Source organism: Streptomyces sp. TG1A-8 (assembly GCF_030499535.1).
In the GTDB taxonomy this organism is placed as follows: Bacteria; Actinomycetota; Actinomycetes; order Streptomycetales; family Streptomycetaceae; genus Streptomyces.
Genome location: NZ_JASTLB010000001.1, coordinates 517,798 through 544,364 on the forward strand (window position 1 = coordinate 517,798; position 26,567 = coordinate 544,364).

36 protein-coding genes and 2 pseudogenes are annotated in these 26,567 nt (G+C 74.2%); 20 read left to right on the forward strand and 18 right to left on the reverse strand.

Annotated elements, in window-relative coordinates; translation table 11 throughout:
- Positions 1–464 precede the first annotated feature (464 nt).
- Entirely contained in the window at positions 465–1,217 is a 753-nt protein-coding gene (locus QQY24_RS02340; RefSeq protein WP_301970970.1) for a BTAD domain-containing putative transcriptional regulator, read from the forward strand.
- Positions 1,218–1,426: 209 nt separating this feature from the next.
- Here the strand turns inward: QQY24_RS02340 and QQY24_RS02345 are convergent, their stop codons facing one another.
- Positions 1,427–1,597: a hydrophobic protein gene (locus tag QQY24_RS02345; RefSeq protein ID WP_301976112.1), complete on the reverse strand. Its 171-nt coding sequence runs from the start codon at positions 1,595–1,597 to the stop codon at positions 1,427–1,429.
- 198 nt (positions 1,598–1,795) lie between these two features.
- Here QQY24_RS02345 and QQY24_RS02350 point away from each other — a divergent pair, with 198 nt between their 5' ends.
- The 3 genes from QQY24_RS02350 to QQY24_RS02360 are packed head-to-tail and all read left to right on the forward strand — an operon-like array spanning position 1,796 to position 2,651.
- The gene (locus tag QQY24_RS02350; protein WP_301970972.1) at positions 1,796–2,044 is read left to right on the forward strand and encodes a DUF2945 domain-containing protein; all 249 of its coding nucleotides are present in this window, start codon (positions 1,796–1,798) and stop codon (positions 2,042–2,044) included.
- Positions 2,041–2,382, forward strand: coding sequence for a DUF3140 domain-containing protein (locus QQY24_RS02355; protein WP_301970973.1), 342 nt, complete (start codon positions 2,041–2,043; stop codon positions 2,380–2,382). Before QQY24_RS02350 ends, QQY24_RS02355 begins: the two co-directional genes overlap by 4 nt.
- Before the next feature lie 5 nt (positions 2,383–2,387).
- Positions 2,388–2,651: an HU family DNA-binding protein gene (locus QQY24_RS02360; RefSeq protein ID WP_301970974.1), complete on the forward strand. Its 264-nt coding sequence runs from the start codon at positions 2,388–2,390 to the stop codon at positions 2,649–2,651.
- A gap of 40 nt (positions 2,652–2,691) precedes the next feature.
- On the opposite strand, the gene QQY24_RS02365 is transcribed toward QQY24_RS02360, so the two are convergent.
- Entirely contained in the window at positions 2,692–3,156 is a 465-nt protein-coding gene (locus QQY24_RS02365) for an ATP-binding protein (RefSeq protein ID WP_301976113.1), read from the reverse strand.
- A 173-nt stretch (positions 3,157–3,329) separates the two neighbouring features.
- On the opposite strand from QQY24_RS02365, the gene QQY24_RS02370 reads away from it, so the two are divergent.
- Positions 3,330–3,704 carry an STAS domain-containing protein gene (locus QQY24_RS02370; RefSeq protein ID WP_301970975.1) on the forward strand — a complete coding sequence of 125 codons (375 nt, stop codon included), beginning with the start codon at positions 3,330–3,332 and terminating at the stop codon, positions 3,702–3,704.
- A 26-nt stretch (positions 3,705–3,730) separates the two neighbouring features.
- On the opposite strand, the gene QQY24_RS02375 is transcribed toward QQY24_RS02370, so the two are convergent.
- Positions 3,731–4,102 (reverse strand): STAS domain-containing protein, encoded by a 372-nt coding sequence (locus QQY24_RS02375; protein ID WP_301970976.1) that lies wholly within the window; start codon positions 4,100–4,102, stop codon positions 3,731–3,733.
- A 103-nt stretch (positions 4,103–4,205) separates the two neighbouring features.
- Positions 4,206–5,359 (reverse strand): annotated as a pseudogene (locus QQY24_RS02380) (PP2C family protein-serine/threonine phosphatase).
- 405 nt (positions 5,360–5,764) lie between these two features.
- On the opposite strand from QQY24_RS02380, the gene QQY24_RS02385 reads away from it, so the two are divergent.
- Positions 5,765–6,106, forward strand: coding sequence for an STAS domain-containing protein (locus tag QQY24_RS02385; protein WP_301970977.1), 342 nt, complete (start codon positions 5,765–5,767; stop codon positions 6,104–6,106).
- A gap of 66 nt (positions 6,107–6,172) precedes the next feature.
- Here QQY24_RS02385 and QQY24_RS02390 read toward each other — a convergent pair whose 3' ends face one another.
- On the reverse strand, positions 6,173–6,529 hold the full coding sequence (locus QQY24_RS02390) for an STAS domain-containing protein (protein WP_301970978.1): 357 nt from the start codon (positions 6,527–6,529) through the stop codon (positions 6,173–6,175).
- A 307-nt stretch (positions 6,530–6,836) separates the two neighbouring features.
- Positions 6,837–7,301 (reverse strand): large conductance mechanosensitive channel protein MscL, encoded by a 465-nt coding sequence (gene mscL, locus QQY24_RS02395; RefSeq protein WP_301970979.1) that lies wholly within the window; start codon positions 7,299–7,301, stop codon positions 6,837–6,839.
- A gap of 226 nt (positions 7,302–7,527) precedes the next feature.
- Between mscL and QQY24_RS02400 the strand changes: the two genes are divergently transcribed.
- From QQY24_RS02400 to QQY24_RS02420, 5 genes are all read left to right on the forward strand, one after another.
- Positions 7,528–7,674, forward strand: coding sequence for a hypothetical protein (locus QQY24_RS02400; RefSeq protein WP_301970981.1), 147 nt, complete (start codon positions 7,528–7,530; stop codon positions 7,672–7,674).
- Entirely contained in the window at positions 7,671–8,276 is a 606-nt protein-coding gene (locus tag QQY24_RS02405; RefSeq protein WP_301970982.1) for a PRC-barrel domain-containing protein, read from the forward strand. The genes QQY24_RS02400 and QQY24_RS02405 overlap by 4 nt, the downstream gene beginning before the upstream one ends.
- Positions 8,273–8,704 (forward strand): PRC-barrel domain-containing protein, encoded by a 432-nt coding sequence (locus QQY24_RS02410; protein WP_301970983.1) that lies wholly within the window; start codon positions 8,273–8,275, stop codon positions 8,702–8,704. Before QQY24_RS02405 ends, QQY24_RS02410 begins: the two co-directional genes overlap by 4 nt.
- A 588-nt stretch (positions 8,705–9,292) precedes the next feature.
- A complete protein-coding gene (locus QQY24_RS02415; RefSeq protein ID WP_301970984.1) occupies positions 9,293–10,318 on the forward strand; it encodes a serine protease in 1,026 nt (341 codons plus the stop codon).
- Between the two features lie 143 nt (positions 10,319–10,461).
- Positions 10,462–10,752 carry an RICIN domain-containing protein gene (locus QQY24_RS02420; protein WP_301970985.1) on the forward strand — a complete coding sequence of 97 codons (291 nt, stop codon included), beginning with the start codon at positions 10,462–10,464 and terminating at the stop codon, positions 10,750–10,752.
- A 214-nt stretch (positions 10,753–10,966) separates the two neighbouring features.
- On the opposite strand, the gene QQY24_RS02425 is transcribed toward QQY24_RS02420, so the two are convergent.
- Both QQY24_RS02425 and QQY24_RS02430 read right to left on the reverse strand, forming a co-directional pair.
- Complete coding sequence (locus QQY24_RS02425; RefSeq protein ID WP_301970986.1) at positions 10,967–11,416, reverse strand: DUF4383 domain-containing protein; 450 nt, start codon at positions 11,414–11,416, stop codon at positions 10,967–10,969.
- A gap of 169 nt (positions 11,417–11,585) precedes the next feature.
- The gene (locus tag QQY24_RS02430; protein ID WP_301970988.1) at positions 11,586–12,155 is read right to left on the reverse strand and encodes a hypothetical protein; all 570 of its coding nucleotides are present in this window, start codon (positions 12,153–12,155) and stop codon (positions 11,586–11,588) included.
- 276 nt (positions 12,156–12,431) lie between these two features.
- Here QQY24_RS02430 and QQY24_RS02435 point away from each other — a divergent pair, with 276 nt between their 5' ends.
- From QQY24_RS02435 to QQY24_RS02455, 5 genes are all read left to right on the forward strand, one after another.
- The gene (locus QQY24_RS02435) at positions 12,432–13,163 is read left to right on the forward strand and encodes a hypothetical protein (protein ID WP_301970989.1); all 732 of its coding nucleotides are present in this window, start codon (positions 12,432–12,434) and stop codon (positions 13,161–13,163) included.
- Position 13,164: 1 nt separating this feature from the next.
- Positions 13,165–13,578, forward strand: coding sequence for a phage holin family protein (locus tag QQY24_RS02440; protein WP_301970991.1), 414 nt, complete (start codon positions 13,165–13,167; stop codon positions 13,576–13,578).
- Complete coding sequence (locus tag QQY24_RS02445; RefSeq protein ID WP_301970992.1) at positions 13,554–14,228, forward strand: DUF3618 domain-containing protein; 675 nt, start codon at positions 13,554–13,556, stop codon at positions 14,226–14,228. Before QQY24_RS02440 ends, QQY24_RS02445 begins: the two co-directional genes overlap by 25 nt.
- Before the next feature lie 351 nt (positions 14,229–14,579).
- Positions 14,580–15,056 (forward strand): SsgA family sporulation/cell division regulator, encoded by a 477-nt coding sequence (locus QQY24_RS02450; RefSeq protein ID WP_301970994.1) that lies wholly within the window; start codon positions 14,580–14,582, stop codon positions 15,054–15,056.
- A gap of 206 nt (positions 15,057–15,262) precedes the next feature.
- Positions 15,263–15,787 carry an RNA polymerase sigma factor gene (locus tag QQY24_RS02455; protein WP_301976114.1) on the forward strand — a complete coding sequence of 175 codons (525 nt, stop codon included), beginning with the start codon at positions 15,263–15,265 and terminating at the stop codon, positions 15,785–15,787.
- Positions 15,788–15,856: 69 nt separating this feature from the next.
- On the opposite strand, the pseudogene QQY24_RS02460 reads toward QQY24_RS02455, so the two are convergent.
- From QQY24_RS02460 to QQY24_RS02480, 5 genes and pseudogenes are all read right to left on the reverse strand, one after another.
- Positions 15,857–16,661: pseudogene (locus QQY24_RS02460) on the reverse strand (SAM-dependent methyltransferase); the annotation flags it as partial.
- Positions 16,640–16,933, reverse strand: coding sequence for a hypothetical protein (locus QQY24_RS02465; protein WP_301970995.1), 294 nt, complete (start codon positions 16,931–16,933; stop codon positions 16,640–16,642). The gene QQY24_RS02465 and the pseudogene QQY24_RS02460, both read right to left, overlap by 22 nt.
- 56 nt (positions 16,934–16,989) lie before the next feature.
- Entirely contained in the window at positions 16,990–17,466 is a 477-nt protein-coding gene (locus QQY24_RS02470) for an EF-hand domain-containing protein (RefSeq protein ID WP_301970996.1), read from the reverse strand.
- Between the two features lie 248 nt (positions 17,467–17,714).
- Complete coding sequence (locus QQY24_RS02475; RefSeq protein WP_301970998.1) at positions 17,715–18,905, reverse strand: PP2C family protein-serine/threonine phosphatase; 1,191 nt, start codon at positions 18,903–18,905, stop codon at positions 17,715–17,717.
- A complete protein-coding gene (locus tag QQY24_RS02480) occupies positions 18,902–20,479 on the reverse strand; it encodes an ATP-binding protein (RefSeq protein WP_301970999.1) in 1,578 nt (525 codons plus the stop codon). The genes QQY24_RS02475 and QQY24_RS02480 overlap by 4 nt, the downstream gene beginning before the upstream one ends.
- Before the next feature lie 120 nt (positions 20,480–20,599).
- Between QQY24_RS02480 and QQY24_RS02485 the strand changes: the two genes are divergently transcribed.
- Together QQY24_RS02485 and QQY24_RS02490 are read left to right on the forward strand one after the other, a co-directional pair.
- Entirely contained in the window at positions 20,600–20,968 is a 369-nt protein-coding gene (locus QQY24_RS02485) for a hypothetical protein (protein WP_301971000.1), read from the forward strand.
- A gap of 4 nt (positions 20,969–20,972) precedes the next feature.
- Positions 20,973–21,404 (forward strand): response regulator, encoded by a 432-nt coding sequence (locus tag QQY24_RS02490; protein WP_301971001.1) that lies wholly within the window; start codon positions 20,973–20,975, stop codon positions 21,402–21,404.
- A 49-nt stretch (positions 21,405–21,453) separates the two neighbouring features.
- Here the strand turns inward: QQY24_RS02490 and QQY24_RS02495 are convergent, their stop codons facing one another.
- Positions 21,454–21,921, reverse strand: a complete 468-nt coding sequence (locus tag QQY24_RS02495; protein WP_301976115.1) for an ATP-binding protein — start codon at positions 21,919–21,921, stop codon at positions 21,454–21,456.
- 175 nt (positions 21,922–22,096) lie between these two features.
- On the opposite strand from QQY24_RS02495, the gene QQY24_RS02500 reads away from it, so the two are divergent.
- Both QQY24_RS02500 and QQY24_RS02505 read left to right on the forward strand, forming a co-directional pair.
- Complete coding sequence (locus tag QQY24_RS02500; protein WP_301971002.1) at positions 22,097–22,480, forward strand: STAS domain-containing protein; 384 nt, start codon at positions 22,097–22,099, stop codon at positions 22,478–22,480.
- A 495-nt stretch (positions 22,481–22,975) separates the two neighbouring features.
- Positions 22,976–23,224 carry a hypothetical protein gene (locus tag QQY24_RS02505; protein ID WP_301971003.1) on the forward strand — a complete coding sequence of 83 codons (249 nt, stop codon included), beginning with the start codon at positions 22,976–22,978 and terminating at the stop codon, positions 23,222–23,224.
- A 179-nt stretch (positions 23,225–23,403) separates the two neighbouring features.
- Here the strand turns inward: QQY24_RS02505 and QQY24_RS02510 are convergent, their stop codons facing one another.
- The 4 genes from QQY24_RS02510 to QQY24_RS02525 form a co-directional block, all read right to left on the reverse strand.
- A complete protein-coding gene (locus QQY24_RS02510) occupies positions 23,404–23,913 on the reverse strand; it encodes an SRPBCC family protein (RefSeq protein ID WP_301976116.1) in 510 nt (169 codons plus the stop codon).
- Between the two features lie 139 nt (positions 23,914–24,052).
- On the reverse strand, positions 24,053–24,223 hold the full coding sequence (locus tag QQY24_RS02515; RefSeq protein WP_301976112.1) for a hydrophobic protein: 171 nt from the start codon (positions 24,221–24,223) through the stop codon (positions 24,053–24,055).
- Positions 24,224–24,430: 207 nt separating this feature from the next.
- Positions 24,431–24,952: an RNA polymerase sigma factor gene (locus QQY24_RS02520; RefSeq protein WP_301971004.1), complete on the reverse strand. Its 522-nt coding sequence runs from the start codon at positions 24,950–24,952 to the stop codon at positions 24,431–24,433.
- Between the two features lie 53 nt (positions 24,953–25,005).
- Positions 25,006–26,328 carry a protein kinase gene (locus tag QQY24_RS02525; RefSeq protein ID WP_301971005.1) on the reverse strand — a complete coding sequence of 441 codons (1,323 nt, stop codon included), beginning with the start codon at positions 26,326–26,328 and terminating at the stop codon, positions 25,006–25,008.
- Positions 26,329–26,567 lie beyond the last annotated feature (239 nt).

Sequence of the window (26,567 nt, forward strand, 5' to 3'; positions counted from 1 at the left end):
CGCCCCGGTCGCCGGAACAGGTGTCGTCGACGCTAGGAGGGGGGCGTCACCGGCCCGTCTCCAACGGTGTACGCATCCGGGGCCGACCGCGTCGCCGGCCTCCGTCCGCGGCGGGTGCGGCGTGTCCGGCGGCCGGCGGACGGGACGGCGGCCGGGCGGGGCTTCCCCGTGCCCGGCCGGGCGGGACACCCCGTCCGGCACCCGGGAACGGCACGGGTGACCGCGTGGAGACGGGCGCCGCCTCGATCCGCGCGGGCACGGGACCGCCCGTTGGAAACACCGTGGCCGGTTTAGGCCTGCCGGGGCCGGTTACCTGGCTGCGGACGGGTGGAAAAGGCAGCGACCCGTCTGCCACACCGCAGGAGCGGACGCCACGGGCACCGCCGCGCACCACTTTCCGCAGCGGAGCCGGCACGACCCGGCGACGGCACTCGGCGTGCGCCACTCGAGCCAGGTGCGGAGCGATGAGGCCTCAGAACGACACTCCCCGCGCGGACCAGGCCCCGGCCGCCCTCCTCAGGCTGCTGGGGGACTTCCGCCTGGAGGTGAACCGGCGCAACGTCTACCTCCCGCCCTCGGCGCAGCGGCTCCTGGCCTGTCTCGCCCTGCACGCCGGAGGGGTCGCGCGCGAGCGGGCCTCGCAGCTGCTGTGGCCCGACCTGCCGCACGCCCGCGCGGGAGCGAGCCTGCGCTCGACGCTCTGGCGGATATCCCGGCGCAGCGATCAGCAGGGGCTGGTGGACCTGGGCGCCGCCCGGCTGTCCGTGTCCGGCCGCGTGGACGTCGACCTGCACACCGCCTCCCGCTACGCCGCCGAGCTGGCCAACGGCCCCACCCGCGACGCCCCCGGCGTGGAGATCCCGCCCGTCCTCCGCCAGGACCTCCTGCCCAGTTGGTGCGAGGACTGGCTCACGGACGCCCGCGAGCACTTCCACCAGACCCGCCTGTACGCGCTGGAGGCCGTCAGCCGGCACCACCGCCGCCAGGGACACATGTGCACGGCGCTGAGGTACGCGATGACGGCGGTCGAGGCCGAACCCATGCGGGAGAGCGCCCACCGCGAGGTCACCGCCGTCCACCTCGCGGAGGGCAACACGGCGGAGGCGCTGCGGCACTTCGAGAACTACCGGCGCCGGTTGCGCGGCGAACTGGGCCTTCCCCCGTCCACGGGCTACCGCCGCCTGCTGGCTCCCTACCTGGGCCGCCCCCTCGACTGAGCACGGCGGCGGGGCCGCTCCGCGGCGGGCGCCGGGGTCCGGTGGTTCGGAGGCGCAGGTCCCACTGCTTCACCGGGCCCCGGCTGTGGCCCCGGGTGCCCTGACGGGTGACCCCTACACCGGTTCGCCCGAAGAACGCGTCCGGCCGGGAACAGGCCCGTGGGCCCCGGGGACGTTCCCCGGGGCCCACGCAGCAGCGCTCCCGCGATCTACCAGCGGTACCAGCGACCCTTGCGGCCACCGCCGTCCGCACTGCGCACGACGAAGCCCAGCAGCCAGACCACCAGCACGATCACCGCCACCCACCACAACGCCTTCAGCGCGAAACCCGCACCGAACAGGACCAGGGCCAACAGCAGAACAAGAAGCAGGGGAACCATGTGCATCAACCTCCGGCCCTCCTCGTGCCCGCCCCACGCACGAACACACGGCCGAACCACACGGTTTCTCCACCACTTCCCCGGGCACCGGAACGGGTTGCGGGCGCCGGGGACCGCCCGGTCGGCCCGGGTGCGGGCCGTGGCCTCCGCCGTCACAGTGGTAGTCGGGCACGCAATCGCCGGCAAGGAGGAACGACCATGGCGAAGCCGAAGGACACCTCGGGGAAGCGGGAGCCGTCCAAGGGCGACAAGGTGGCCTGGAACAGTCACGGCAGCGAGACCTCGGGCACCGTGGAGAAGAAGATCACCAAGCGGACGGAGGCGGCGGGACGCACCGTGGACGCCTCGCCGGACGAGCCCCAGTACGAGGTGCGCAGCGACAGGTCCGGCCGTTCGGCCGTGCACAAGGCCTCCGCCCTCAAGAAGAAGAAGCGGGGCTCCGAGTGACGTCCGACGAGGACCGGGGCGAGGTGTGGGACACCTTCCGCGAGCTGGTCAACATGACACCGTCCGCGCTGGAAAAGTGGCTGGACACCGAAGACTCCCGGACGGCCGGGCAGCACAAGGACGGGGGCGAGTCCACCGGTCACGCCTCCGGCCGCGCCATCGTCGGGATCCTGCGCAAGAAGAAGGGCGACCTCACGGACGCGGATTACCAGCACATGCGCAAGGTGAACGGTTACATCCACCGTCACCTGGCGCAGCGCCCGGCGGGGGACGTCCGCGACACCCGGTGGCGCCACTCACTGATGAACTGGGGCCACGACCCCCTCACCGACAAGTAGGGCAGATGGACAAGGCACAGTTGATCGAGGCGACCGCGGACTGCACCACGGACACGGCCGACGGCCGCAAGCACGCCGCCGAGGACGTCGAGCGGGTGCTCGACGCGCTGTTCGGGACGGTGGAGCACCCCGGAACCATCGCCGAGGCCCTCAGGCGGGGCGAGACGGTGCTCGTGGGCAGTTTCGGCAGTTTCCAGAGCGACGGTCGAAGCGCCGTCTTCCGCCCCGGCAGGGCACTCACGGAGTACCTGCACGGCACGACCCGCTGAGCGGGGGAACGCGTACCGCGCGCGGGCCGTGCCGCCTGCGTCAGAGGGGCCGGTATCCGGTGACCGCACCGCCCGGGTCGTCCAGCAGGGCGAGGCGGGCGGTGATGCGCTTGCCGACCGGCTCCCGCCGCGCCTCGAAGCCCTGGCTGACCGCCATGACGATCTCCAGGCCGTGCTGGCCCACCCGTCCCGCGTCGGCCGCCCGGGCCACCGGCAGCACCGGGTCGGAGTCCCACACCGCCACCTCGATCAGGTCCCCCACGACCCGCAGGTCCAGCAGCACCGGACCCGGCGCGTACTTGCGGGCGTTGGTGACCAGCTCGCTCACCACCAGCTGCGTCAGGTCCAGGGCCCGGGCGGACACCGGCAGCCCGTACTCGCCCTGGACGCGCGTGAGGAAGCCGACGGCCAGATGACGGGCCCTGGCGATGTCCGAACCGTCCCCGTCCAGGGCCACGGTGGTCCGTATGGCCCACTCGTCCGGCACCGTGCCGTCCTCACCCACGGGCACCGGTTCCCTCACGGCCGCCTTCACTACCCTGTTCACACCCCGCGCTTACCCGCGCGTTCGCGGGTGATGCCTCATTTTCGACTGTGGGCTGCGCCACACCGGCGCATCGGCCCTGACATGCGGGGCAGCGATTCCGGGTGAAGGTCAGGTGTGCGAGTATCACCGGCATGGCTGAGGGAAGAGTGGCAGGGACCGAACGAGCTGAGCACCCGAGCCGGCTGTCGGTCACGGCCACCGTCGCCGAGGGTGTCCGCGTGCTGAGCGTGGCGGGGGAGATCGACCACCACACCGGCGACGCGCTCCGCCGGGCCCTGGACGTCCCCGACGGCCCCCCGCGCGTCGTGGCCGACCTGCACCGGGTCACCTTCATGGACTCCAGCGGCATCAACATCCTCCTCGCCGCCCACCGCACCCTCACCGAGGCGGGCGGCTGGCTGCGCCTGGCCGCACCCACCCCCTCCGTCCTGCGCACCCTGCAGATCGTCGGCATCGACAGCGTCATCGACTGCCGGGACACCCTGCACCAGGCCCTCGACGGCTGACCCCGCCCGACCGGGACGGGGCCGTCCTAACCGGCCGTGCGGGCACCCTCCCCCGGCCGCGGGCCGGCCGGCTGGACGGCCAGGGGGGCGGCGCCCGGTGTGATGAGCAGGAAGGTGTCGAGGCCGAGGCGGCTGAAGACGCGCTGCAGATGGTCACCGACGCCCGTGAGGCTGAGGGATCCTCCGCTGCCGGCGAGCCGCTGGTACCAGCTGAGGAAGACGGTGATGCCGGTGGAGTCCCAGTTCTGGACCCGGGAGAGGTCCAGGACCAGATGACGGCAGCCGTCGTCGATGAGGCGCTCGCCGGCCGAGTGGAGCTCGGGCGAGGTGTACAGGTCGACGTCTTCGGGCAGGGCGGCGGTGACACGTTCGCCCGTACGCCGGATGTCCTCCAACACAGCCGTAGGCCTTTCCCTGCCGAGGCGGACAGACATGTGAGCTGCAGTGCTACGGCAGACCACCCTACAGAAGGCACCGCTCCCCGACCGACCGGAGGCCCGTTCAGCGGGGTCTGGGCCCGGGACCGTCCTCCTCGCCGGGGTGTTGGAGCGGCAGGCCGGTCAAGTCGGCCGCCCCGTCGGCCGGTTCCGGTTCCGGACCGAGCCACTCGCACAGCAGGACGGTGGCGTCGTCCTGCAAGTGGCCGTCGTGGTACTCCAGGACGGCGTGGATGAGGCGGCGCAGGGTCTCGGCCACCGGCAGGCCGTCGGCGTGGTGGCGGATGAGGAATTCGGTGAAGTGCTCCAGTCCGAATTCGGGACCGCCGGGGCGCCGGGTCTCGGTGGTGCCGTCCGTGTAGAGCACGATGCGGTCACCGGGCCGGAGTTGCTCCTGGCACACCTTGGCGGGCAGGCGGGGTGGGAGCTCCAGCGGCCGTCCCGGATGATGATCGGCGGGTGGTGGCCCCGGTTGACCCACTTCAGGACGCCGGTGCGGGTGTCGAGGGTGGCGAGGATGCCGGTGACGTAGCGCCGCCGGCCGTACTGCTCGATGAGGGCGGCCTCCACCGCCTCGCTCCTGCCGACGAGGCCGGCTCCCCGGCGGCGAGCGTTGCGGCAGGCTCCCGGTGCGAGGGTTCCGGACAGGCCGGCGGCGGTGTCGTGGCCCATGGCGTCGAAGACCGACAGGTGGACGAGCGGTCCGTCGATGGCGTACTCGAAGACGTCGCCGCTGATCTGGTAGGCCGGTTCCAGCGACGCGGAGATCGCGACGCGTCCGTCCGCGTAGGAGCGCGGGGGCAGCAGGTTCCACTGCATCTCCGCGGCCAGGCTCATCGGCTGCGCCCGCACCAGTTTGGCGAGCGCGTCGCTCGTCCCCCGCTTGCTGACGATGATCAGTGCGATGAGGGCGGCCAGCGCCTCCATGTCCTGGCGGGCGCGGGCGTCGTCGCGGTCGGCGGTCATCCGCAGCAGCCCGATGCGTTCGGTGCCGTCCAGCAGCGGGACCCACCACACGGACACGCCGGCGTCCGCCGGCGCGGCGGGCAGGACGTCGCCGTACTGGAAGGCCCGCCCGGCGACCGTCCCCTCGATCTGCAGTTCCCTCCCGTACCGCTCGCCGGACGCCTTGGCCGGCAGCAGTTCGACCGGCATGAGGTGGCTGGCCTCCAGCGGACTCGCGAGCATCACCCGCCCGTCCTGACCACTGCCCTGCATCCGCGCGCGCCTCCGGTCCCACCGGGCGTGTCGGAACGACGCCCTTCAGCAGTTCTGTCCCACCTGGGCGGCCCCCGCGGCCCCGCCCCGGACGACTACCCCCTGATGCCGACGAAAAGGCGGCCACATCCCGCTCCCCCGGCGGGAGGGCCGGCCGCGGGGCGGTGAAGCGGTCCGCGGGGCGGTGAAGCGGTCCGCGGGGCGGTGAAGCGGTCCGCGGGTCCGCGGTCCGGTGCGCGCCGCGGGGCCGGCGGGCGGGGGTGCGGGCTCCGGACGGTGACCATTCGGGAAGGCCCGTCATTTTCACCACGAACGGCAGTAAGGTTGTCACTCCTGGCAGCGAGGCCTCGCTACCACGTTCTAGCTCGGTGGGGACATGCGCGCCGGTGATGCGGAGGTTCGACTGTGCTGGTCGTCACCGAACGCGCGGGGGACCGCGTCACCGCGGCCCTGCCCGAGGACGTGAGCCTCTTCACGGTGCCCGGCCTGCGGGCGGTGGGCGACCGCATCATCGACGAAGGCTGCCGGCACCTGACCCTGGACGCCTCCCACACCCAGGACCTGGACTCCACCGGCATCACCGCCCTCGTCACCTGGTACCGGCGCCTGGAGGACCTCGGCGGCACCCTGGCCGTGATCGAGGTCAGCGACCACCACCACCGCCTCCTCACCCGGCTGGGCCTGCACACCGCCCTGGCCGTCTCCCCCCGCACCGGTCCCGCCGGTCCGTCCCGGCCCGCGAACTGACGCCACGCCGGTCCGCGCGGGACGGGCGGCGCGGCACCCCCGCGCCGGCCGGGTCCCGGGGACGGATCAGGCGGCACCCAGGCCGGCCCGGGCGGCGTCCAGGTCCGGATAGTGGGGCAGCACCCCGCCGGTGCCGGTGATCTCCAGCAGCCGCTTCACGGAAGTCCGGGGGGCCACCAGCCCGACGGGACGCGTCCGCACCGTGCCCAGGAGATGGTTGAGCAGGGCGGAGTCGCAGAAGGTGACCTCTCCCAGGTCGTAGACGAGGGGTCCGGCGAAGGAGCGCAGGGCGCGGTCGGCGGCGCGCTCGACACCCTCGATGGACTCCAGGTCGAAGGAGCCGGACAGAGTGATCACCCATACGTCGCCGTCGGGCGCTGATGCGGCCACCCCCTCCGGTGCGGGACCGAGATCAGATGTCATGCGACAATGGTCTCCGCAGGTGCGTGCAATGTACAGCCAGCCGACAAAACCGGACACGCTCCCGGAGTTCCGGCCAGGATGCGCCGCCCCTTCGCCGCCGTGCGATCCCCCGCGAACCGATGACGACCGGCCCCGGTCGCCCTTCGAGCCGTTCTCCCCCGCGCGGACGGGACACGCCAAGCCGCCGCGGCGGCGGCCGCGTGCGGCGGGAGCCCGGAGACCACGAGCGACGCGCCGGGGCGCGCGGGACCGCGTCCGTGGACGAGTCGGCACGTCAGGCGGAGCCCGCGGCTGCGGACGGGTGCCCTCAGGCCCGGACGCGGTCCTGCGCGGCACCGGTGCCGTCCGTGCCCGCGACCGGCTGGAGTTCGCTGGTGCAGTGCCCGCACCGCCGGGCCCGGACCGGGACCGGATTGAGGCAGGCCGGGCAGTCGCGTTTGTCGGCCTGGACGTCCTGGTGGGGCGCGAACCGCTCGTGCAGCTTGTTCACGGGCAGCACCACGAGGAAGTACAGGGCGCAGGAGACCAGCAGGAAGCTGACCACCGCGTCGACGAAGGCGCCGTAGGGGAAGACCGTCCGGCCGACCGTGAACGTCTTGCGGTTGAACTCCCCCGTCATCCCCGCGGCCAGCCCCACGACCGGGGTCAGGAACGCCCGTACGAATCCGTTGACGACGGCGGTGAAGGCCGCGCCGATCACGATGCCGACGGCCAGGTCGACGACGTTCCCGCGCAGCACGAAGCTCCGGAACCCCTTCAGTAGGTCCTTCACCGGCCACTTCCCCTTCCTGTCGGCTCCCCCTCGACGCGCACGGACCGGCGGACCGTCCGGTGCCGGACACCGGCGGCCACACGGCCGCTCCTCCCCCGTTTCCCGTCCGGCGGCGGGCATGCTTGGCACCACCCGGCCCGAAGGCTTGTGGGGTCCGCCTTGCGGGCAAGCGGAAGCGCAGGGGAACCCCGGTAGTTCGAGAGCACGGTCACGAAGGAGGTCGGCAATGGTGTGGTGGGGCTGGATGGTCCTGCTCGTCGCGGTGATCGGACTGGCAGCCGCGGCGACGCTGGTGGTTCAGGCCAAGCGCCGTGCCGGTACGGTCATCGCGGTGCGCGGAGGTCGCAGGTCGGGCCGGGGAGGTGTGCGGTGACGTCACTGGTGCTCGCCTCCGAGCTGACCAAGCGGGTGGTCGTGACCCTGGGCGGCGAGGCGGTGGCGCAGATCAAGGACACCGTCTTCGACGCCGGGGCGGGCCGCGTCACCGGGTTCACCCTCAGCGGGCGGGGCCTGCTGTCGGGTCCGCTGAAGCAGGCCCTGCCGTTCTCCGGGGTGCACGCCGTGGGCCCCTCGGCGGTGATGATCCCGAGCGAGGCCGTCCTGGAGGACCGGGACGCCGTCGTGCGGTCCGGTGACGCCGGACACGGCCAGGTGATCGGCGCGCCGGTGGTCACCGACGAGGGCACCGAAGTGGGCACCGTGCGGGACGTGGTGATCGAGGCCGGCACCGGTGGACGGGTGATCGGCTTCGAGATCGCCGCCAACGAGAACCTGGACCGCCGCCAGCGCAAGGTGTTCATCCCCCGCGGACAGACACTGTCCGTCTCCGGTCAGGCCCTGGTCGTCCCCGCGCGGGCCAGCCACTTCGTCGCCGAGGACCTTCCCAGCTTCGGCGCCCAGGTCGAGGCCTTCCACGCGCAGACCGGCCGGCCGTACGCGGACACCCGCTCCCCCGTCGAAGGAGGCCTCGCATGATGCTCTTCACACAGGCCCGGGGTCTTCCGGTGATCACCGCCGAGGAGGCGGTGACCCTGGGCACGGTGAAGGACCTGACCATCGACCCCCACACGCGCGGCATCGCCCGGCTGCGCCTGTCCGGGGCGGCGAAGGACGCCGCGGTCGTCGACTGGCAGTCGGTGGAGGCGGTGGGGCAGGACGCCGTGATCGTGCGCTCCGGTTCCGCCGCCGGGCTCGGCGCGAAGGACGCGCCGGAGCACCACGAGGCCGTCGGGAGCCGGGTCCTGACCGAGTACGGCGCCGAGCACGGCACCGTCAAGGACGTCGCCTTCGACCCCGTGTCGGGGCGGGTCCTGACCCTGTACACGGCGCTCGGTGACATCCCGGGGGAGCGCCTCATCGGCCTCGGCTCGTACGCCGTCGTCGTCCACGCCGAGCGCCCCTGAGACCCCGAGCCCCGGCGGCCCACGGAAAACGGCCGGCCGGGCCGGCGCCCTCGCGGCGCCGGCCCGGCCGGCCGTTCCGCGGTCCCCCCTCCCGGTCCGCCGCCCGGTCCGCCGGGTGACCGGCGACCGGTGTCCGGGCGGCCCGGTGCGCGTGCGCCGCGCCCGGGCCGGTGCCGGGACGCCCGGTTCCGTGAGCGGGCCGCGCACGCGGCCTGCGGCCCCGTTCCGCAGCGACCGCACGGCGCCGCAACCCGCGGTGACGGCCGCCGCCGAGGTCCGCGCGGTCTCGGTGCCGAGGGGCCTCGGCCCCGGGCGGAGACGCCGGCGTCGGCCTCCTCCGTGGTTCCGGCGCCCGTGCCGGACCGGAGCGCGAGCGGCCCGGCTCCGCCGGGACGGGATGCGGCAACTGTTGACATGGGCATGCGCTACCTCCATGCTCCTGCTCATTGTTTCCGTTCCTCTGGACGCGCCACCCCACTCGCGCTCCCCTTCGCACCGTTGCCCGAGTGCTCCCGTTCTGCGCCCAGTGAAGCGGGACTTTCCCCCACACCGCTCCGGCCTCCCCGTCGGAGCACAGGAAGGACAACGTTGTCAGCTCTCCCTGCCAAGCGTCTGGTCGCCCTGGGCGCCGCGCTCGGTTCCCTCGTCCTCGCCAGTGCCACGGCCCAGGCCGCCGGGCGGCCCGCCCCCATTCCGTCGGCCCGGACGGTCAGTGCCGCCCAGCAGTCGGCGGCGCTGGCGTTCTGGACTCCGGAGCGCCTGGCCCACGCCGTCGACCTGGACGCCGCGGTGCACGCCGGCCCGGCGCCGCGGGGGTCCGGCGCCGCCGGTGCCGCTCCCCGGCGGGCGCTCGAGCCCACCTCGGTCCCCGCGGCGATGCCCAAGGACGAGGCGGCCCGCAAGGCGGTCGCCGCCTCCCCGCGCGTCGCCGAATCCTCGCCCCAGCGCTACACGGGCGGCGGCCTGATCAGGACCACCGCGGGGAAGGTGTTCTTCTACAACCCCAAGACCGGCGGCTCCTACGCCTGCAGCGGCGACGCGGTCAACAGCGGCAACAAGTCCGTCGTCGCCACGGCGGGCCACTGCGTGGTCGACACCGACGGCACGGCCTACCAGAACTGGGTGTTCATCCCCGCCTACGACCACGGCAACCGGCCCTTCGGCACCTTCGCCGCGACCTCGCTGCACTGGGAACCGCAGCGCATCGGCGACGCCGACGCGGCCTGGGACGCGGCGTTCGCCACGGTCGGCACGGTCGGCGGACGCACGCTGGTCGACACCGTCGGCGGCCAGGGCATCGGCTTCGACCAGGCTCCGGGGCAGTACGTGTACTCCTTCGGCTACGGCGGCTCCGCGGCCGAAGGCGGCGGGGAACAGATGAACTGGTGCGCCGGCACCGAGGTGTTCCAGACCGGGCACGCAGGCGGCGGCGTCTGGGGCATCGACTGCGTCCAGACCGGCGGGTCGAGCGGCGGCCCCTTCCTGGCCCGCTTCGACACCGGGAACGGGACCGGCATGCAGATCGGCAACATCAGCATCAGCGTCGGCTCGTACGAGTACCACCCGTACTACGGGCGCGAGGCCGCCGGCGCCTACAACGAGGCGGCGCGCTGACGCGGGACCCCCCGCCCGCACCGCCCGGCCCCGCCCCCCGCACCGCATCCAGGCGCCCGCGCACCCCGGCGGGCGCCCCCTTCCCCCTCCGCGGAGAGCCGCATGCCGCTCGACCGGCGCCAGTTCCTCGGCCTGACCAGCACGTGGTCGAACCGCTGCAGACGAGTCCGGCACCGAACACCCAGCCGGTGGAGACGGTCACGCCGATCCCGCTGGGTGCGGCGCGGTTGCGCATCTCGGCCTTCCCGCTCGCCTCCGCGTCCGGCACCCGGTGGCACGCGGCCGGGGCGTTCTTCCGGCTGGCCAGCCGCCGCAGCGGCAAGGTCCTCGGCGTCCACCTGATGTCCCACGACGACAGCGCCCCGGTCGTGCAGTCCGCCGACAACGGCACCGCCGACACCTCTGGCGCCTGCTATAGGCCCGCGCCGCGGTGAGGCGCCGCGGTGCCTCCGGCGCCGTCCCGGCGGGCCGGGCGCCCGCGGGCCCGCAGCGGTGTGCCGTGCGTACGCGCACGGGTGCCCCGGCCGGCGGAGGGTTCCGCCGGCCGGGGCACCCGGTCCGCTCGTTGCCGGCACGAGGCGTGCCCCGGGGGCCGGCCGGGCGGGGAAGGGCCGGGGGGACACGGCCACCGCCCCGCGGGTGGAGCGGTCAGATGCGGGAGCGGTCGGTGCGGCGGCTCAGCAGGAAGGCCAGGGCGATCATGCCGATGCCGAGGACGAAGTGCAGCCAGTTGTCGGCGGTGTTCAGCGGGATGAAGTTGGCGTCACTGCCGTGGCTGATGATCAGGCCGTAGATCCACAGCACCAGGTAGATGGCGCCGCCTCCCATCAGGTAGGCGTAGGCGCCCGAGGCGGTGCGGGCCATGGCCAGACCGGCGACGCCGAAGGCGAGGTGGACCAGGTTGTGCAGGATGGAGATCTGGAAGATGCCCAGCAGCTTGGCGCCGGAGGTGTGGGTGGCGAACTCCATCGAGCCGTAGTGCGTGGTGATACCGGGAATGAACCCCAGCACACCGACCAGCAGGAAAACCGCGCCGACCAGCAGAGCGGCTTGCTGGATCCGGGTTCGGTCGGTCGCGGGACGTGTATGCGTGGCCATGGCGGCATCCTTCACTCGTGCGCTCTACGAACGAGCCCGTGCGGGCGTGCTCTTGGGCGTCGTGTACCACACTGGTCCGAGGTCATACTCCGGCGCGCGGAGCCTTTTCGGCCCGCCGGCCGCGGTGGTGCCGCAGCGGGCGTGCCGGTGGTCACCTCGGCAGCGGGGGTCACCGGAACAGCGGGGTGGCGGAGCGGGCGTGCTCCCAGAAGCCGTGCATCTGCTCGAAGGGACGCTGCTGCTCGCCGTGCAGTGCGTTCAGCACGACCAGGCATCCGGTGAGGGCGGGCACCGCCCACTGGAAGCAGACGAGCTGGCGCGCGGCCTTGGCCGTGTCGATGGGGTGCTGGGCGGCCTTCTCCAGGTCCTGGGGGTCGGAGGAGGAGGCCAGCTCGATCTTCTTGCCCAGGACGCGGGCGTAGGCGGTGGCGGCCAGGGCCGCCGCGGTGACGGCGGTCTTGGCCGTGGTGGAGGCGGCCACGCCCTTCTGCCCGGTGATCCGGTGGGCGTTCACCGCGAGCAGTCCGCCGCCGCCGAACAGGTGTGCGCCGATGGCGGCGGCGTTGACCGGGGTCCACTTCGCCCAGCCCGACGAGGAGATCCGCGCCACGGCGGTTTCCGAGCCGCCCTGGTCCTTCGCCGCCCCGTTGAGGCCGACCGCGCCCATCAGGGAGCCGCCGAACCACGTTGCGAGGCCCACGTCGTGCAGGCTGCGGATGACGGTGTTGCGTCCGGACATGGCTGTGCTCCTTTGCCAGGGGTGAGGTGAGCCGACAGGGGTGTCGAGCACTCCTCCACCCTCGCCGGACCGCGCCCCCACCGCTATCGCTGCTGGTCCAGACGGGCTCCGGCGGGTGAGCGGCGACCGGCCCGCCCAGCGGCGCGCACGCCCTCGACCTGTCGGTACGAAAAATCTCGGTACGAAAAACCGATGGGGCGGATTTATGTGTCAATTTCGGCCAGCTCGTTACTCGTCAGTGAGACGACAGCACTTCGGTGCCGAGGAGGATCACTGATGAGTGAGACCACGCAAGAAGGGGCCGGGAGGCTGAAGCAGACCGGTGAGACCGCCAGGACAGAGGCGTCCACCACGGCCGGCCAGGCCAAGCAGGCCGCGAACCAGGTCGCCGGAACGGCTGCGGAGCAGGCCAGGACCGTGGTCGGGGAGGCACGGCAGCAGGCCGGCACGGTCATCGACGAACTGCGCGGCCGGGTGATGGACGAGGCCGAGGGGCAGGCCCGGCGTGCGTCGGGCGCCCTGCGCCAGTGGTCGCAGGACATGACCGACCTGGCCGACAACGCCCCGGGCGACTCGTCCGCCCGCAACCTCGCGGCCCAGGCGGCCGACAGGGGACACCGCGCCGCCGACTACCTGGAGAGGCAGGGGGTGGACGGGGTGGTGTCCGACATACGCGACTTCGCCCGCCGACGCCCCGGGGCCTTCCTCGGGGGCGCACTGCTCGCCGGGGTGGCGGTCGGCCGGCTGGCCAAGGCGGCGGGCCGGGCCAAGCAGTCGTCGGAGCCGGAGCGGCGGACGGCCGGCGGCGGGCGGTTCGAAACGCAGGACGAGCCGCTCACCACGCCGGCTCCGCCGGCGGGAGCGGTGCCGCAGGCCCCGCCGATGCCGCCGGTCCCGCCGGGCCCGGTCCCGCCGGCGGAGCCCTCGGTGTCGCCGCAGGCCCCGCCGCTGCCCGTCGATCCGCCACCGCCGACCGGCACGCCCGTCCGGCCCTATCCGGAGGTGTGAGGTGTCGTCGATCCCCCCCGGCCCCGCGGAGCGCGGGCAGGACCCGTCGGTGGGTGAACTGCTGTCGGTGGTGACCTCCGACGTGCAGACCCTGTTCCGCCAGGAGGTGGAACTGGCCAAGGCCGAGGTCCGGCAGGAGGCCGCCAAGGCGGGCAAGGCGGCCGGCATGTACGGCGGTGCCGGGTTCGGCGGCTACATGGTGCTCCTGTTCCTGTCGCTGGCGGCCGTGCTCGGGCTGGCGAACGTGATGGACGGGGGCTGGGCCGCCCTGATCGTCGCCGCCGTGTGGGCCGTCGTCGCGGCCGTGCTCTACCAGCGGGGCCGCACGCGGATGCGCACCGTGTCACCCAAGCCCGAGCAGACCGTCGAATCGTTGAAGGAGGATGCGGAATGGGCACGTCACCCGACCAAATAAGGGCTGAGATCGACGCCACCCGCGACCAGTTGTCCGTGGACGTGAACCAGCTCGCCGACCGGACCAGTCCCCGGCGCATGGCGCAGCGCCAGACCCAGCGTGCGCGGGGCAGGCTCACCGGTCTGCGGGACCGGGTCATGGGATCCGCCTCGCAGACCGCTCACGGGGTCACCGGTGGTGCCCGCTCGGCGGCCGGCTCGTTGCAGGAGGGCGCCGGACAGGCGACCGACTCCGTCCGTGAAACGGCCGGTCAGGTGGGCGATGCGGTGAAGGAGGCGCCCGGACAGGTGAAACGCCAGACGCAGGGCAGCCCGCTGGCCGCCGGACTGATCGCCTTCGGCGCCGGTGTGCTGGTGTCGTCGCTGCTGCCTGCCTCGCGGGCCGAGGAGCAGGCGGCCTCGGGCCTGATGGAGCGCGGCGGCGAGGCGCTGGAGCCGGTGAAGCAGGCGGCCCTGGAGTCCGTGCAGCAGGTGAAGGAAGACGCCAAGGAGGTCGCGCAGCAGGCCACCGAGGAGGTCAGGAGCACCGCCGCGGACGCCGCTCGCACGACGCAGGAGGAGGCGCGGGGGCAGGGCGAACACCTCACGTCCCAGGCGCGTGAATCGGGCCGGCAGGTCGCCGACGAGGCACGTCGGCAGCCGGGGGGCTGACGGCCCGGCCGACGGCCCGCTCAAGTGGGACGCCGCGTGCGCGGCACCGGCACGGTCGCACCGCGTGCGGCCACAGGGGGCGCGCGAGCGCGTCCGTCCTCGTCCGCCCGGGCGCCGGATCGATTCCCGATCCGGCGCCCGGGCGGACCGCGTGCGGCGCCGGTGCGTGCCGGCGCATGAGGAGCGCGCGGTGCATCCGTTCCGCCCGGCGATCCGGAAGTGCTGGTGGGGCCGTGCCCTCCGGAACCGGGGACGCGCTCCGGCGCCCTCCCGCCGGGCCGGCCGCCGCGACGGCACGTGCGACGGTGTGGTGCCGTCCACCCGCTCCCCGCCACCCGTCCCGGAGGCGCCATGTCCGCGACCGACCCGCCCGGCGAGCGCCCGTCCCCCCGCCCGGGGCGGCTCCGGCTCAGCCTGACCGTCCACCTGGTCGTCAGCGCCACCGAGGGCCTGGACGTGGAGACGCGCTTCAGCTACGACTCCACGGACCCGCTCGCCGTGCGCATGGACTTCCCGGACGCCGGCGGCGCGGCACCCTGGGTGCTCTCCCGCGACCTGCTGCACGAAGGCCTGCGGTCGCCCTGCGGCGACGGCGACGTACGGGTCTGGCCGCCGTGCCGCTGCCACGGCACGACGACGGCGCGCATCGCTTTGCGGAGCGCGGAGGCCGCCGCCGTCCTGTACGTCCCGGCCGAGGCCCTCCGGCGGTGGCTCACGGCGACCTACCGGGAAGTGCCCGCCGGCGACGAAGGCCGTCACGTGCGGTGGGACGACCTGGTGGCACGGCTGCTGCGTCGCGACCGGCCGGAGCCGGGTACCACCGAGTAAACGATGCAGAATCGATGCGAGTTGTTCGATGCATCGTTTTACCGGACGGTGGTCCGGACGGCGGTGCACGACACGGCCGTCACTCGTCCGCGGGTGGCGCGGAACGCACCTCCGTCCGAGCAGGAGTGGTCGCCGTGACAGCAACGCAGGCGGTTCACGCCGAAGGCCGCGACGCGCCCGCCCCCTCCCCCGCCGTCGCGTCGGACCTGACCGACCGCTTCACCGCCGGCGACGAAACGGCGCTGGCCGAGATCTACCACGCCTGGGGCGCGCTGGTGCACACCGTGGTGCGCCGCACGCTGGGCGATCACTGCGAGGCCGAGGACGTCACCCAGAACGTGTTCCTGGCCGCCTGGCGCGGCCGGGCGGGGTTCCGCCCGGAGCGCGGCAACCTGTCCGCCTGGCTGATGGGCATCACCCGGCGCAAGATCGCGGACGCGCTGGCGGCCACGCTGCGGCGGATGGGGTTCGCCGCCGTGGTCCTGTGGTCCCAGGCCCGCTCCACCGCGAACCTGGCGCTGGCACGGCACATCGCGGCCACGCGGTGGGGGGTGCGCGGCGCCCGTACGCACAGTCCCGTACTGCTCTGCGGTCCGGGCTGGGGCCTTCCCGGCAGGTCCGAACCCGGGCTGTCGCGCCCCGGGAGCCTGCGGGAGGCGGTCGGGATCCTGGCCGGCCCGGACCACGTCCGCGGGGACGGCGAGGGAGCCGGGGCCGGCGCGGACGCGTGAGACCGGCGGCGGTTCAGCGGGCGTCCGGAAGGGCGGCGGAGTGGGCGCGGGCCCGGGGCGGCCCGCCGCGGCGAAGACCCAGCGGTCGGCCGCCAGGGCGTCGTCCGCTCCGGGAGCGGACCGCGGCCGTGCAGGCGGGCGAAGTCGTACGGACTGCGGACCGCCACCGTCCAGCCGCGGCCGGCGAGTTCGCCGGCCGAGTCGGGACGGGGCCCGGCGGCGAAGAGGGACGGCAGGTCGACGCCGAGCCCCTGCCGCGCCGCGACGTACACCGCGCCGGCGCGCACCCGCGGCGACTCGCCTGCCTCCTTGATCTCGTACGCCAGGGTGCTGCCGGCCGCGCTCAGCCGGTCCACCGTGGCGATCAGGAGCCGCTCGGCCTCCGCCGGGAGCTAGAGCAGCAGTCCCTCGGCGAGCCAGGCGGCCGGCGCCCGGCCACGGGCACGGCCCCGGCCCGGCCGAGCACCGCCTGCCTGAAGGCCAGCACCTCCGCGGTGTCGACCTCGTGGACGGTGCAGCCGGTCGGCCAGCGGAGCCGGAACGCCCGGGTGTCCAGGCCCGCGCCCAGCAGGACCACCTGGCGCACGCCCGCCCGCGCGGAGCGGAGCAGGCGGTCGTCCAGGACGCGGGTGCGCAGGCCGAAGTACCGGCCGAGGCGGCCCCAGAGCGGGTCGGCGGTCCCCCCGGGCACCTGGTCGGGGTGGACCGGCCAGCCGGCCGAGACCGGTGCCGCGCGGACGGAGTGCTCCGCGAGCGGGTCCCGGGCCAGGGGGTCGGGGCGGTGGGTCCCGATGGCGCGGGCGGCGGCCACCAGCAGGGCGGTGCGGCCCACGCCCGCCGCGATCCCCGCGCTCAGCCCGGGGACGGTGCACATGGTTCCCCCCTCGGGCCGGGCTCCTGGCCCGGGACGGGCGCGGCCCACGCCCCGGGGTCGTCCGCGGTGGTGGTCCGGGCGCCGTAGACGACGCGCATGAACCGCAGGACGGCGTCGTACGGCAGGTGCAGGGCGGCGGTGAGCGCGCCCAGGACCCGCTCGAAGACGGCCGCGAGCTCGGGGCCCGTGCCCCGGCCGACCGCCAGGCCGATGACGGGCCCGGTGGCCGGCGGTTCCTCGCCGGTCCCGCCCCGCGGGCCGGGCCGGGTCACAGGACCGCGCCCGCGGTCAGGTGGTCGCCGGGGATCCCGGTCTTCTCGGGGTGGTGCTAGCCCCTGATGCCGCCCGCCCAGGTGGACACCGGGACGCGGTCGCCGTCGACCGGGCCGAAGGCGTCGAAGAGCGCCTCGGTGCCGGACGGGCCGAAGCCGATGGCGGCCATCAGGGCGAGGAAGTCGGCGCGGGTGACGAAGCCGTCGCCGTCCGGGTCGCCCAGGGCGGCCAGGGACTCGGCGAACTCGTCCACGACGGCGACGATCCGCTGCGGGTCGAGCGTGACGGCGGTGAACTCCCCGGGGCTGATCCGTCCGTCGCGGTCGGCGTCCAGCTCGGTCGCGAGCGTGTCCCCGTACCGGCGGAGGGCGCCGAGGAACCCGTTCTTCGCGGCGTCGGTGGCCGCCGGCACCGCCGCGACGACCCGCTCGCCCATCAGCTCGAAGTCGGCGGGTTCCAGGTAGCCGTTCCCGTCGGCGTCGAAGAGGGAGAAGACGAGCTGGACGCGGTCGCTCGCCTCGCTGGTGGGCATGCTGGTGCACCTCTGCTTCCGGACGGAGCGCGCCGGTGCCCGTGCCCCGGCGGCTGATCCACTATCCGGCCGCCCGGCGGCTTGGGCGGAGGGAAGCGGGGCCATGCATACGATCGAGGGAATTCGCCGGCCGGTGCATGAAACACCGCGCTCCCGGGAAGCGTCCGGCGGCGCACCGGCCCGGTGCCGGGCGGGCGCCCCGGCGCGGGGCCGGGCGGGCGCCCCGGCGCGGGGCCGGACCCGGCGGGTCAGGCGCCCGCCGCGGGGGCGGCGGTGTTCCAGTCCAGGCGCAGGATGGCGAGGTCGTCGGTGTGGCGGTCGGCGTTGAGGGTGCGGGTACTGGCGATGAGCTGGTCGAGGTGTGCTCCGGGGTCCGGCGTGCGGATCGTGTCGATGATCCGCAGCAGGCCGTTCACGCCGAGCCGGGCGTCGGTGGTGTCGGCGAAGCCCTCGATGAGGCCGTCGGTGTAGGCGATGAGGGCGCCGCGGGCCGGCAGGGCGAGGGTGGTGGGGGGCCATTTGCCCAGCCCGGGGACGATCCCGAGGGCGACCCCGTGGGCCGCGTTCACCTCCCGGGCGCCGTCGGCGGTGACGAGCAGGGGTTCGTGGTGGCCGGCCAGGTGCAGGGTGAGGGTGGCCGCGTCGGGGTCCAGGGTGATCAGGGTGCAGGTCGCGAACAGGTCGTTGCCGGCGCGTTCGGCGATGTGGATCTGTTCCAGCAGGTGCAGCAGGTGCTGGTCGCGGTGGCCGCCCAGGGTCAGCGCGCGCCAGGCGATGCGGAGGCAGACGCCGAGCGCGGCGGCGTCCGGGCCGTGGCCGCTGACGTCGCCGATGACGGCGTGCACCTGTCCGTCGTCGGTCTGGACGACGTCGAGGAAGTCGCCTCCCAGCAGCGCCTGCGCCCGGCCCGGGTAGTAGCGGCTGGAGACGGTGACGGCGGAGGAGGTCAGCAGGGGCTGGGGCAGCAGTCCGCGCTCCAGCCGCGCGTTCTCCTCGGCCCGCAGCCGGCCGATCTGGAGGGCGGCGTTGGCGCGCTCGGCCTGCTTCCGCTGGACGGCGTAGCGGACGGCGCGCTGCATCAGGTCCGGTTCGACCTTGCCCTTGACGAGGTAGTCCTGTGCGCCGGCGGCGAGGGCCTCGACTCCCGCGCGGGGTTCGGCCAGCCCGGTCAGGACGATGATGGCGGCCTGGGTCTCCGTCTGGACGGCCTGGACCGTCTCCACTCCGGAGGCGTCGGGCAGGTGCAGGTCGAGCAGGACGCAGTCGACGGGGCCCGCCGCGAGGGCGGTGCGCGCGTCGGCGGCCGTGCGGCAGCGCGCCAGGGTGTACGGGAGGTCGGTGTCGAGGAGCAGTTCCTCGACCAGGAGGGCGTCCCCGTCGTCGTCCTCCACCAGCAGGATGCGGTACTGCTCGGCGCGGTCCGGGGCCTGGTCGGTCACGACTGCGTCTTTCTCTCCGGGGCCGCGGGCGCGGTGTCGGAGACGGGGAGGGTGAAGACCACGCGGGTGCCGGTCCGGTGGCCGGGGTCGATCCCGATCGTGCCGCCGTGGAACTCCACGACCTTCTTGCACATCGCCAGGCCGATGCCGGTGCCCGGGTAGGCGTCCTTGGTGTGCAGCCGCTGGAAGAGGATGAACACCTTCTCCTGGAACTCCGGCGCGATGCCGATGCCGTTGTCGCTGACCGCGAACTCCCAGTGGTCGCCGACGGCCGTGACGCCGAAGTGGATGCGCGGGGCCCGGTCGGGGCTGCGGAACTTGATGGCGTTCGACAGCAGGTTCTGCCAGAGCATGCTCAGCTGGGTGGTGTCCCCGACGACGGTGGGCAGCGGGTCGTGGGTGATCTCGGCCCCGCTCTCCTCGACGGCCACGCTGAGGTTGTCCGCGGCCCGCTCCATCACCTCTTCCAGGTCCACGGTCCGGTGGTCGTTGTGCACGCGGCCGACCCGCGAGAAGGCGAGGAGGTCGTTGATGAGGACCTGCATGCGGTTGGCGCCGTCGACGGCGAAGGCGATGTACTGGTCGGCCCGCTCGTCCAGCTGGCCCCCGTACCGCCGCTGCAGGAGCTGGGTGAAGCTGGACACCTTGCGCAGCGGCTCCTGCAGGTCGTGGGAGGCGACGTAGGCGAACTGCTCCAGTTCCGCGTTCGACCGCCTCAGGTCGGCGGCCTGCTCGTCCAGCAGCGTCCGGGATGCCTCGCTGAACTTCAGTTCCTCCACCAGGCGCCGGCGCATCGAGTCCATGTCCGAGGCCAGCCGGCGCAGGTCGGCCGGGCCGCTGCTGTCGAGGGCGCGGTCGAAGTGGCCCTGCGCGACGTCGCGGGCGGACGAGCCGAGGCGGTTGAGCGGAGTGGTGATGCCGCGGCGCAGCCCCTCGAAGACGAGACCCGCCACCAGGAGGATGAGGCCGGCGATGATCGCGAACGTCCAGTTCCGCAGGGTCACGGCCTGCCGCAGGTCACGGGTGGCCGCGGCCCGCTCGCCCTGCAGGTGGGCCTGCTGGCGGCTCATCGCGCGGCGCAGCGAGTCGAAGGTGGTCTTGCCCTCCGTGGCCCGTTCGGTGGCGAGTTCCACGGTGTCCTCGGCCGACGCGGTCGAGATGGGCCGGGCGATGCGCTCCTGCCAGGTACCGGCCAGTTTCTCCACGTCGGCGAGGTCGGCGCGGGCCCAGGTGTCCCGCGCGACCAGGGGCCGCAGCCTCCTGAGGGCGGTCTGCTCGTCGGTGACGCCCTGCGCGTAGGGTTCCAGGAAGTCGGCGCGGCCGGACAGCCCGTAGCCCCGGATCCCGGTCTCCTGGTTGACCAGGGCCTCCTCCAGCCGCATCGAGTCGATCAGGGCGGGCGACCGCCGGTCCACCAGCTCGGACGTGATCTGCGAGGTGCGCCACATGGCCCAGCCTCCCAGCGTTCCCAGCACCGCCAGGACGACCAAAGTGGTGGCGACCCCGACCCGCAGCCAGCGTCGGGTGGTCCAGCCGGAGAAGGCACCCCTGGTGCCGGACGGCTCGCTGGTCATCGCGGTTCGACTCTTTCCCTCGGCGCTCTGCGCCACGCCTGGGCGCGCGGCAAGCCAACCATACCGGTGGCCCGACAACGCATGTTGTCCCTGGTGAGATCAACGCCGTAGGGTGATGCCATGCCTGGTTCGCCGTCCACTCCGCGTGCGTCCGGCGGGGAAGCCGCCGCGCTGGTGACCCAGGCGGTGGACGAACTCGCCCGCCGTCTGGCGCGCAGCACCGTCCCCCCGCCGGCCGGGTCCAGCGACGAGACCGGTGACGCCCGTCGGCGCGCGCTCGTGCGGCTGCGCGTCCTCGCGGGCGTCAAACAGGCCGTCCGGCACCTGGAGGACCAGGCGGCCCTCGCCGCGGCCGCGAGCGGCGCGGGTTATCCCGAGATCGGCCAGGCCATGAGCATGAGCCGGCAAGGAGCCCGTCGCCGCTGGCCCGGGCTGATCACTTCCAGCACACCCCGTCCCACCCCCCATCGCACCCCCCGGAGCTCGTGAAATCATGGCTGCCGCCGCAATCCGCCCCTACGACGTGCTGCTGGTCGAAGACGACGTAGCCGACGCCATGCTCATCCAGGACGCCCTCGCCGAGCGCGGCACCCGCAACCTCACGCAGGTCCCCGACGGCATCGCGGCCCTGGACTACCTGCGTGACCCGGACAAGGAGCGGCCCGACCTCATCGTGCTCGACCTCAACATGCCGCGCATGAACGGCCGGGAGTTCCTCGCCGTGGTGAAGGAGGACCCCGAGCTGCGCACCATCCCGGTCGTGGTGCTGACCACCTCCGCCGCCCCCGACGACGTCAGCGGCGCCTACCGCCACCACGCCAACGCCTACGTCACCAAGCCGGTGAACCTCGAGGAGTTCGAGGCGGCGGTCCGCAGCATCGACGCCTTCTACCTCGACATCGCCGTGAAGCCCCCGAAGGAGTAGGGCGCGGCGTTGCGCGGAAGGACCCGAACCGTCCGGCACCGCCGGCCCGCTACCGGGGGCGGCGCCGGCCGGCGGCGGTCCCGCCCGGGTCGTCCAGCAGGGCGAGGCGGGCGGTGATGCGCTTGCCGACCGGCTCCCGCCGCGCCTCGAAGCCCTGGCTGACCGCCATGACGATCTCCAGGCCGTGCTGGCCCACCCGTCCCGCGTCGGCCGCCCGGGCCACCGGCAGCACCGGGTCGGAGTCCCACACCGCCACCTCGATCAGGTCCCCCACGACCCGCAGGTCCAGCAGCACCGGACCCGGCGCGTACTTACGGGCGTTGGTGACCAGCTCGCTCACCACCAGCTGCGTCAGGTCCAGGGCCCGGGCGGACACCGGCAGCCCGTACTCGCCCTGGACGCGCGTGAGGAAGCCGACGGCCAGATGACGGGCCCTGGCGATGTCCGAACCGTCCCCGTCCAGGGCCACGGTGGTCCGTACGGCCCACTCGTCCGGCACCGTGCCGTCCTCACCCACGGGCACCGGTTCCCTCACGGCCGCCTTCTGCCACCCCGTTCACACCCCGCGCTTACCCGCGCGTTCGCGGGCGACGCCCCATGCCCCTCTGCCTGCTTTCCCGCATCGGCGCATCACCCGTTTCAAGCTGGGCAGTGATTCCGGGCAAGGGTTCTGCTGTGCCAGTATCACCGGCATGGCCGAAGGACGAATGACGGACTCCGTACGAGCCGAACCGAACCGGCAGCCCGACGCGCTGTCGGCCGACTCGACCGTCGCCGAGGGTGTCCGCGTGGTGACGCTCGCGGGGGAGATCGACCACCACACCGGCGACGCGCTCCGCCGGGCCCTGGACGTCCCCGACGGCCCTCCGCGCGTCGTGGCCGACCTGCACCGGGTCACCTTCATGGACTCCAGCGGCATCAACATCCTCCTCGCCGCCCACCGCACCCTCACCGAGGCGGGCGGCTGGCTGCGCCTGGCCGCACCCACCCCCTCCGTCCTGCGCACCCTGCAGATCGTCGGCATCGACAGCGTCATCGACTGCCGGGACACCCTGCACCAGGCCCTCGACGGCTGACCCCGCCCGACCGGGACGGGACGGGGGCCCAGTGGTCACCAGGCCTTCACGTACGGGGCCGACTGGCCGCCGCCGGGGCGGGGATCCGGTGTGGTGTCGTCGGCTGTGAGGGGCTCGTGGTGATCGTCGTCGCTGTTCTGGTGCTGCCGGTGGTGGGAGCACTGATGTACGGGATGGACCGCCTGCTGCCGGGCCCCGGGAGCGCGCCACGCGCGGGGCCGGCACCTGCGGCTGGTGCGCAGCGCCGGCGCCTCCCCTTCCGCCCGCCGGCGGGCCGGACGCGGGGAGCGGGACGCCGACGCCGCCTGAGGCGTCGCACCGGGCCCTCACGGGACCCGCGGCCCGTGCCGCCGCACCGCGTGCGCCGGCGGGCCGGTCACCTCGCGGTGCCCGTCCGGCTCCACGGCGGTCCGGCCGGACATGGAACCGCCCGGCCGGGCAACCCGTCGACCGGTCCGTGCCACAGGGGCCGCGGACGTGGACGAGGGGGTTGTCATGCCGTTCGACTCACGCGACGCGCTCGCCATCGCGACCGCGGCGCTCGCGGGCAGCGGGGCCGCCGTCGGCGCTCTCCTGTGGTGGTCGCGCCGCCGGCCGCCCGTCCGCCGGCACACGGCCGGCCGTGACGGGGCGAAAGCCCTGCACCTGACCCGCCGGGATCCCGCCGTCCCGCTCCCGGAGGAGCCCGAGGACGAGCTGCGCCACCAGTGGAGCAAGCTGCAGCCGCTGCGCCTGGCCCGGTGAACCCGCGCGGCACGAGCGCGTTCCGGCGGCACCGCGGGCGGCACCACCGCGCGCCCGGCCCCCGGCCGTGCCGGGGCGGTGGCGCCGGTTCCGGGCACTCCCGGCCCCCGTGACCGGGCGGGCCCCGGTGCGGTGGTCACGGCCCGTGCCGGGGGCCTTCGCCCGCGGGTGCGCCGCGGTCACGGCCGCTGGGCGGATTCCAGTTCCCGCTTGAGGTTGCGCAGCGTCCTGTCGATGTTGTCCACCTGGAACTCGGCGAAGGTCCTCCCGGCGGTGACCACCCGGTCGAAGGCGACGGCCACCGCGTCGGGCCACGCGCGCCGGTCGTCCGTCCAGGTCTCCGTCACCCGGGTACCGGCTCCCTCGGGCTCGAAGCGGTACTCCCACGTGGCGATCGGGCCCCGCAGCCGCGGACGCCCCACCCCGATCGCGTGCACGCGGAAGGCGAAGCGGCGGCCCGGATCGGCCGCCGTCACCGTGCACCGCGTCACCCACCGGAACGCGCCCCGCCTGTTGCGCCCCACGAAGGTCGTTCCCGGCACGGCCGGGCCGTCCGGCGTCCCCGCCACCGTGCCCAGGTTCTCCGGGCTCCAGCGGCCCATGTCACCGGGGCGCGACACCGCCTCGTAGACGGTGCCGGGCGGGACGTCGACGAAGATGCCGCGGGTCACGGTGAGGACGCGGGCCACGGTGGCACCTTCCGTGGGAACAATGAGGCTGCTGACAAGCAGCAGCATGGCACGGGGAGGTCCGCCCGCCGCGTGCCGGGAACAGGCCCGTGGGCCCCGGGGACGTTCCCCGGGGCCCACGCAGCAGCGCTCCCGCGATCTACCAGCGGTACCAGCGACCCTTGCGGCCACCGCCGTCCGCACTGCGCACGACGAAGCCCAGCAGCCAGACCACCAGCACGATCACCGCCACCCACCACAACGCCTTCAGCGCGAAACCCGCACCGAACAGGACCAGGGCCAACAGCAGAACAAGAAGCAGGGGAACCATGTGCATCAACCTCCGGCCCTCCTCGTGCCCGCCCCACGCACGAACACACGGCCGAACCACACGGTTTCTCCACCACTTCCCCGGGCACCGGAACGGGTTGCGGGCGGGACGGCGGGCGGGGCCGCGGCCGGCCGCCCGGCCGCACGAGCCCGCCGGCGGGCTCGTGCGGTCCCCGGCCGGTGCCCGGCGCCGCGCGTACGGCGCTCCTCAGGCCGCCGACGGCTGCCAGGCCTCCTGGAAGCGGCGCCGGGCGCGGTGGAGGCGGGAGCGGACCGTGCCGACGGGCAGGGACAGCGCCTCGGCCATCTCCTCCTCGTTGAGGCCGTAGACCCGCAGGGCCAGCACCTGGCGGTGCGCCTCGGACAGCCGGTCCAGCACGTCGTTGATGTGGACCGCGTCCAGCGGGTTGGCCTCGTGTCGGGACTCGACCTGCGATATCGCCGGCTCGTCGCCGAGCCGCTTGACGGTGCGCAGGGCCGCGCGGGCGGCGACCGAGCGGACCCAGCCGTAGAGGGCGGCGGGCTCGCGCAGGGTGGCGAGCCCGCGGTAGATCGCCAGCAGCGCCTCCTGCGTGGCGTCGGAGCCGTTGTCGCGGGCGATCGAGGCGCAGACCCGCGCGACGTACGGGGTGATGTGGGTGAGCAGGTCGTTCATGGCCTGCTCGTCGCCCGCCTGGGCGCGCGGCAGCAGGAGCACGGCGGACGGGGTGAGTTCGTGCACGGTGTTCATGTCGGGGTGGTGCTCCTCGGGGGCGGCCGGTGGGGGTGCGGCGGGGGCCGCCCTCAGGACGCGGCCGCGGCGGGTTCGGTGCCGGCGGAGCCGGTGAAGGCCAGCAGGGCGGCGCGGACGTCGTCGCGGAAGGCGCGCATGAAGGCGGGGGTGAAGCAGGCCGTGTGGTGCGGGAACTCGATGGTGAGACGGCCCTCGAAGGACACGACGCAGGCCATGACGGGGCTGCGGCCGGCCTGCGGGAAGTAGTTCTCGCGGCCCGGTACCAGGCGGACGTCCTCCAGGGTGAGTCCCTCGGGCAGGCGCGGGCCGGGGACGACACCCATGTTGGTGACGATGACGGTGCCGCGCTGCAGGACCGGGTGCCGGGCGGCCTCCGGCATGATCCGCGTCTCGCGGAAGAGGTCGCCGCTCCCGACGAACTGCCGCACCCGGCCGGCGACCTCGCGTGCGAGGACGAGCGGGTCGGTGTCCTCGGCCACCTCGACGGTCTGGTTGTGGATGGTGACGGCGGCCACCATCTCCGAGGCCGGCACCGGCGGCGTCAGCCGGGAGCGGAGGTCGACCGGTGACATGCAGCCGAGGGTGCGCGCCCCGGTGCCCCCGATGCGCCGCCGGGCCGCGGTCAGGACGGCCGCGGCGACCAGGCCGTGCACGGAGACGCCGGCCGCGCGGGCCGCGCGGCGCAGCCCGGCGGTGCGCTCCGCGTCCAGCGTGAGGCGCCGCACCTCGATGTGGCCGGGGTAGGAGGGGGCGCCGGCGGACGTGCCGGACGGCTCCCTCGGGGTGTCGTAGGCGACGAGTTCCAGGTCGTGCCGGGACGCCTCCTCGACGCGCTGCCGCAGGTACTTGGCGATCTCCCCCCGGTCGCTGGGCGGCAGGAGCGTGCTGACGGGCACCGGCCAGCGGACCTCGTCGTCCTGCGGGGCGTGCGCGGTGGCCGCCTGGCCGGACACCAGTTCCCGGTAGCGGTCCCAGACCGCGTTCTGCAGGGTGACGGCGCTGTGTCCGTCCGTCACGGTGTGGTCGACGCACAGCACGAGGAGGTGGCGGTCGCCGTCGGGCGTGCTCGCCAGGACGGCGCGGGACAGCGGGCCGCCGACCGGGAGCGGGGTGTTCAGCTCCTCCTCGTACGCCTCGTCCCCGCCGATCCTCGTGATGAGCCGGGGGCGCTCGTGGTCGGGGAGGAGTTCGAGCGCGTAGCCCTCGCCGTCGGGCACGATCCGGGTGCGCAGCGTCGGCTGCGCGGCCGTGACGGCGTCGAACGCCGCCGACAGCGCCGCGGTGTCGAGCCGTCCGCGCACGACGGTGGAGAGCACCGCCCTGCTCCTCTGGGCGACATAAAGCGATTCCACCGGACACAGCGCACGTCGCATGCGGCCAGCCCCTCTTCTCGTCGTGATCCGTCGACCGCGGTCGTCCGGGCTGCGCCCGCCGCGGTCCGTGAGCCCCGATCCCGGCAGAGAACCGGCCTTCCCCCGACGGCCCCTGGTCGGCGGGCCGTCGCCCCGGCCCCGGGCGGGCGGTGCGCGTCGGCGTGCGCCCGCCCGAGCGCGGCAGTGCGGAACAACCGGATCGGTACCCGGTCATTGTGGGCACCTCAAATCTCGGGATT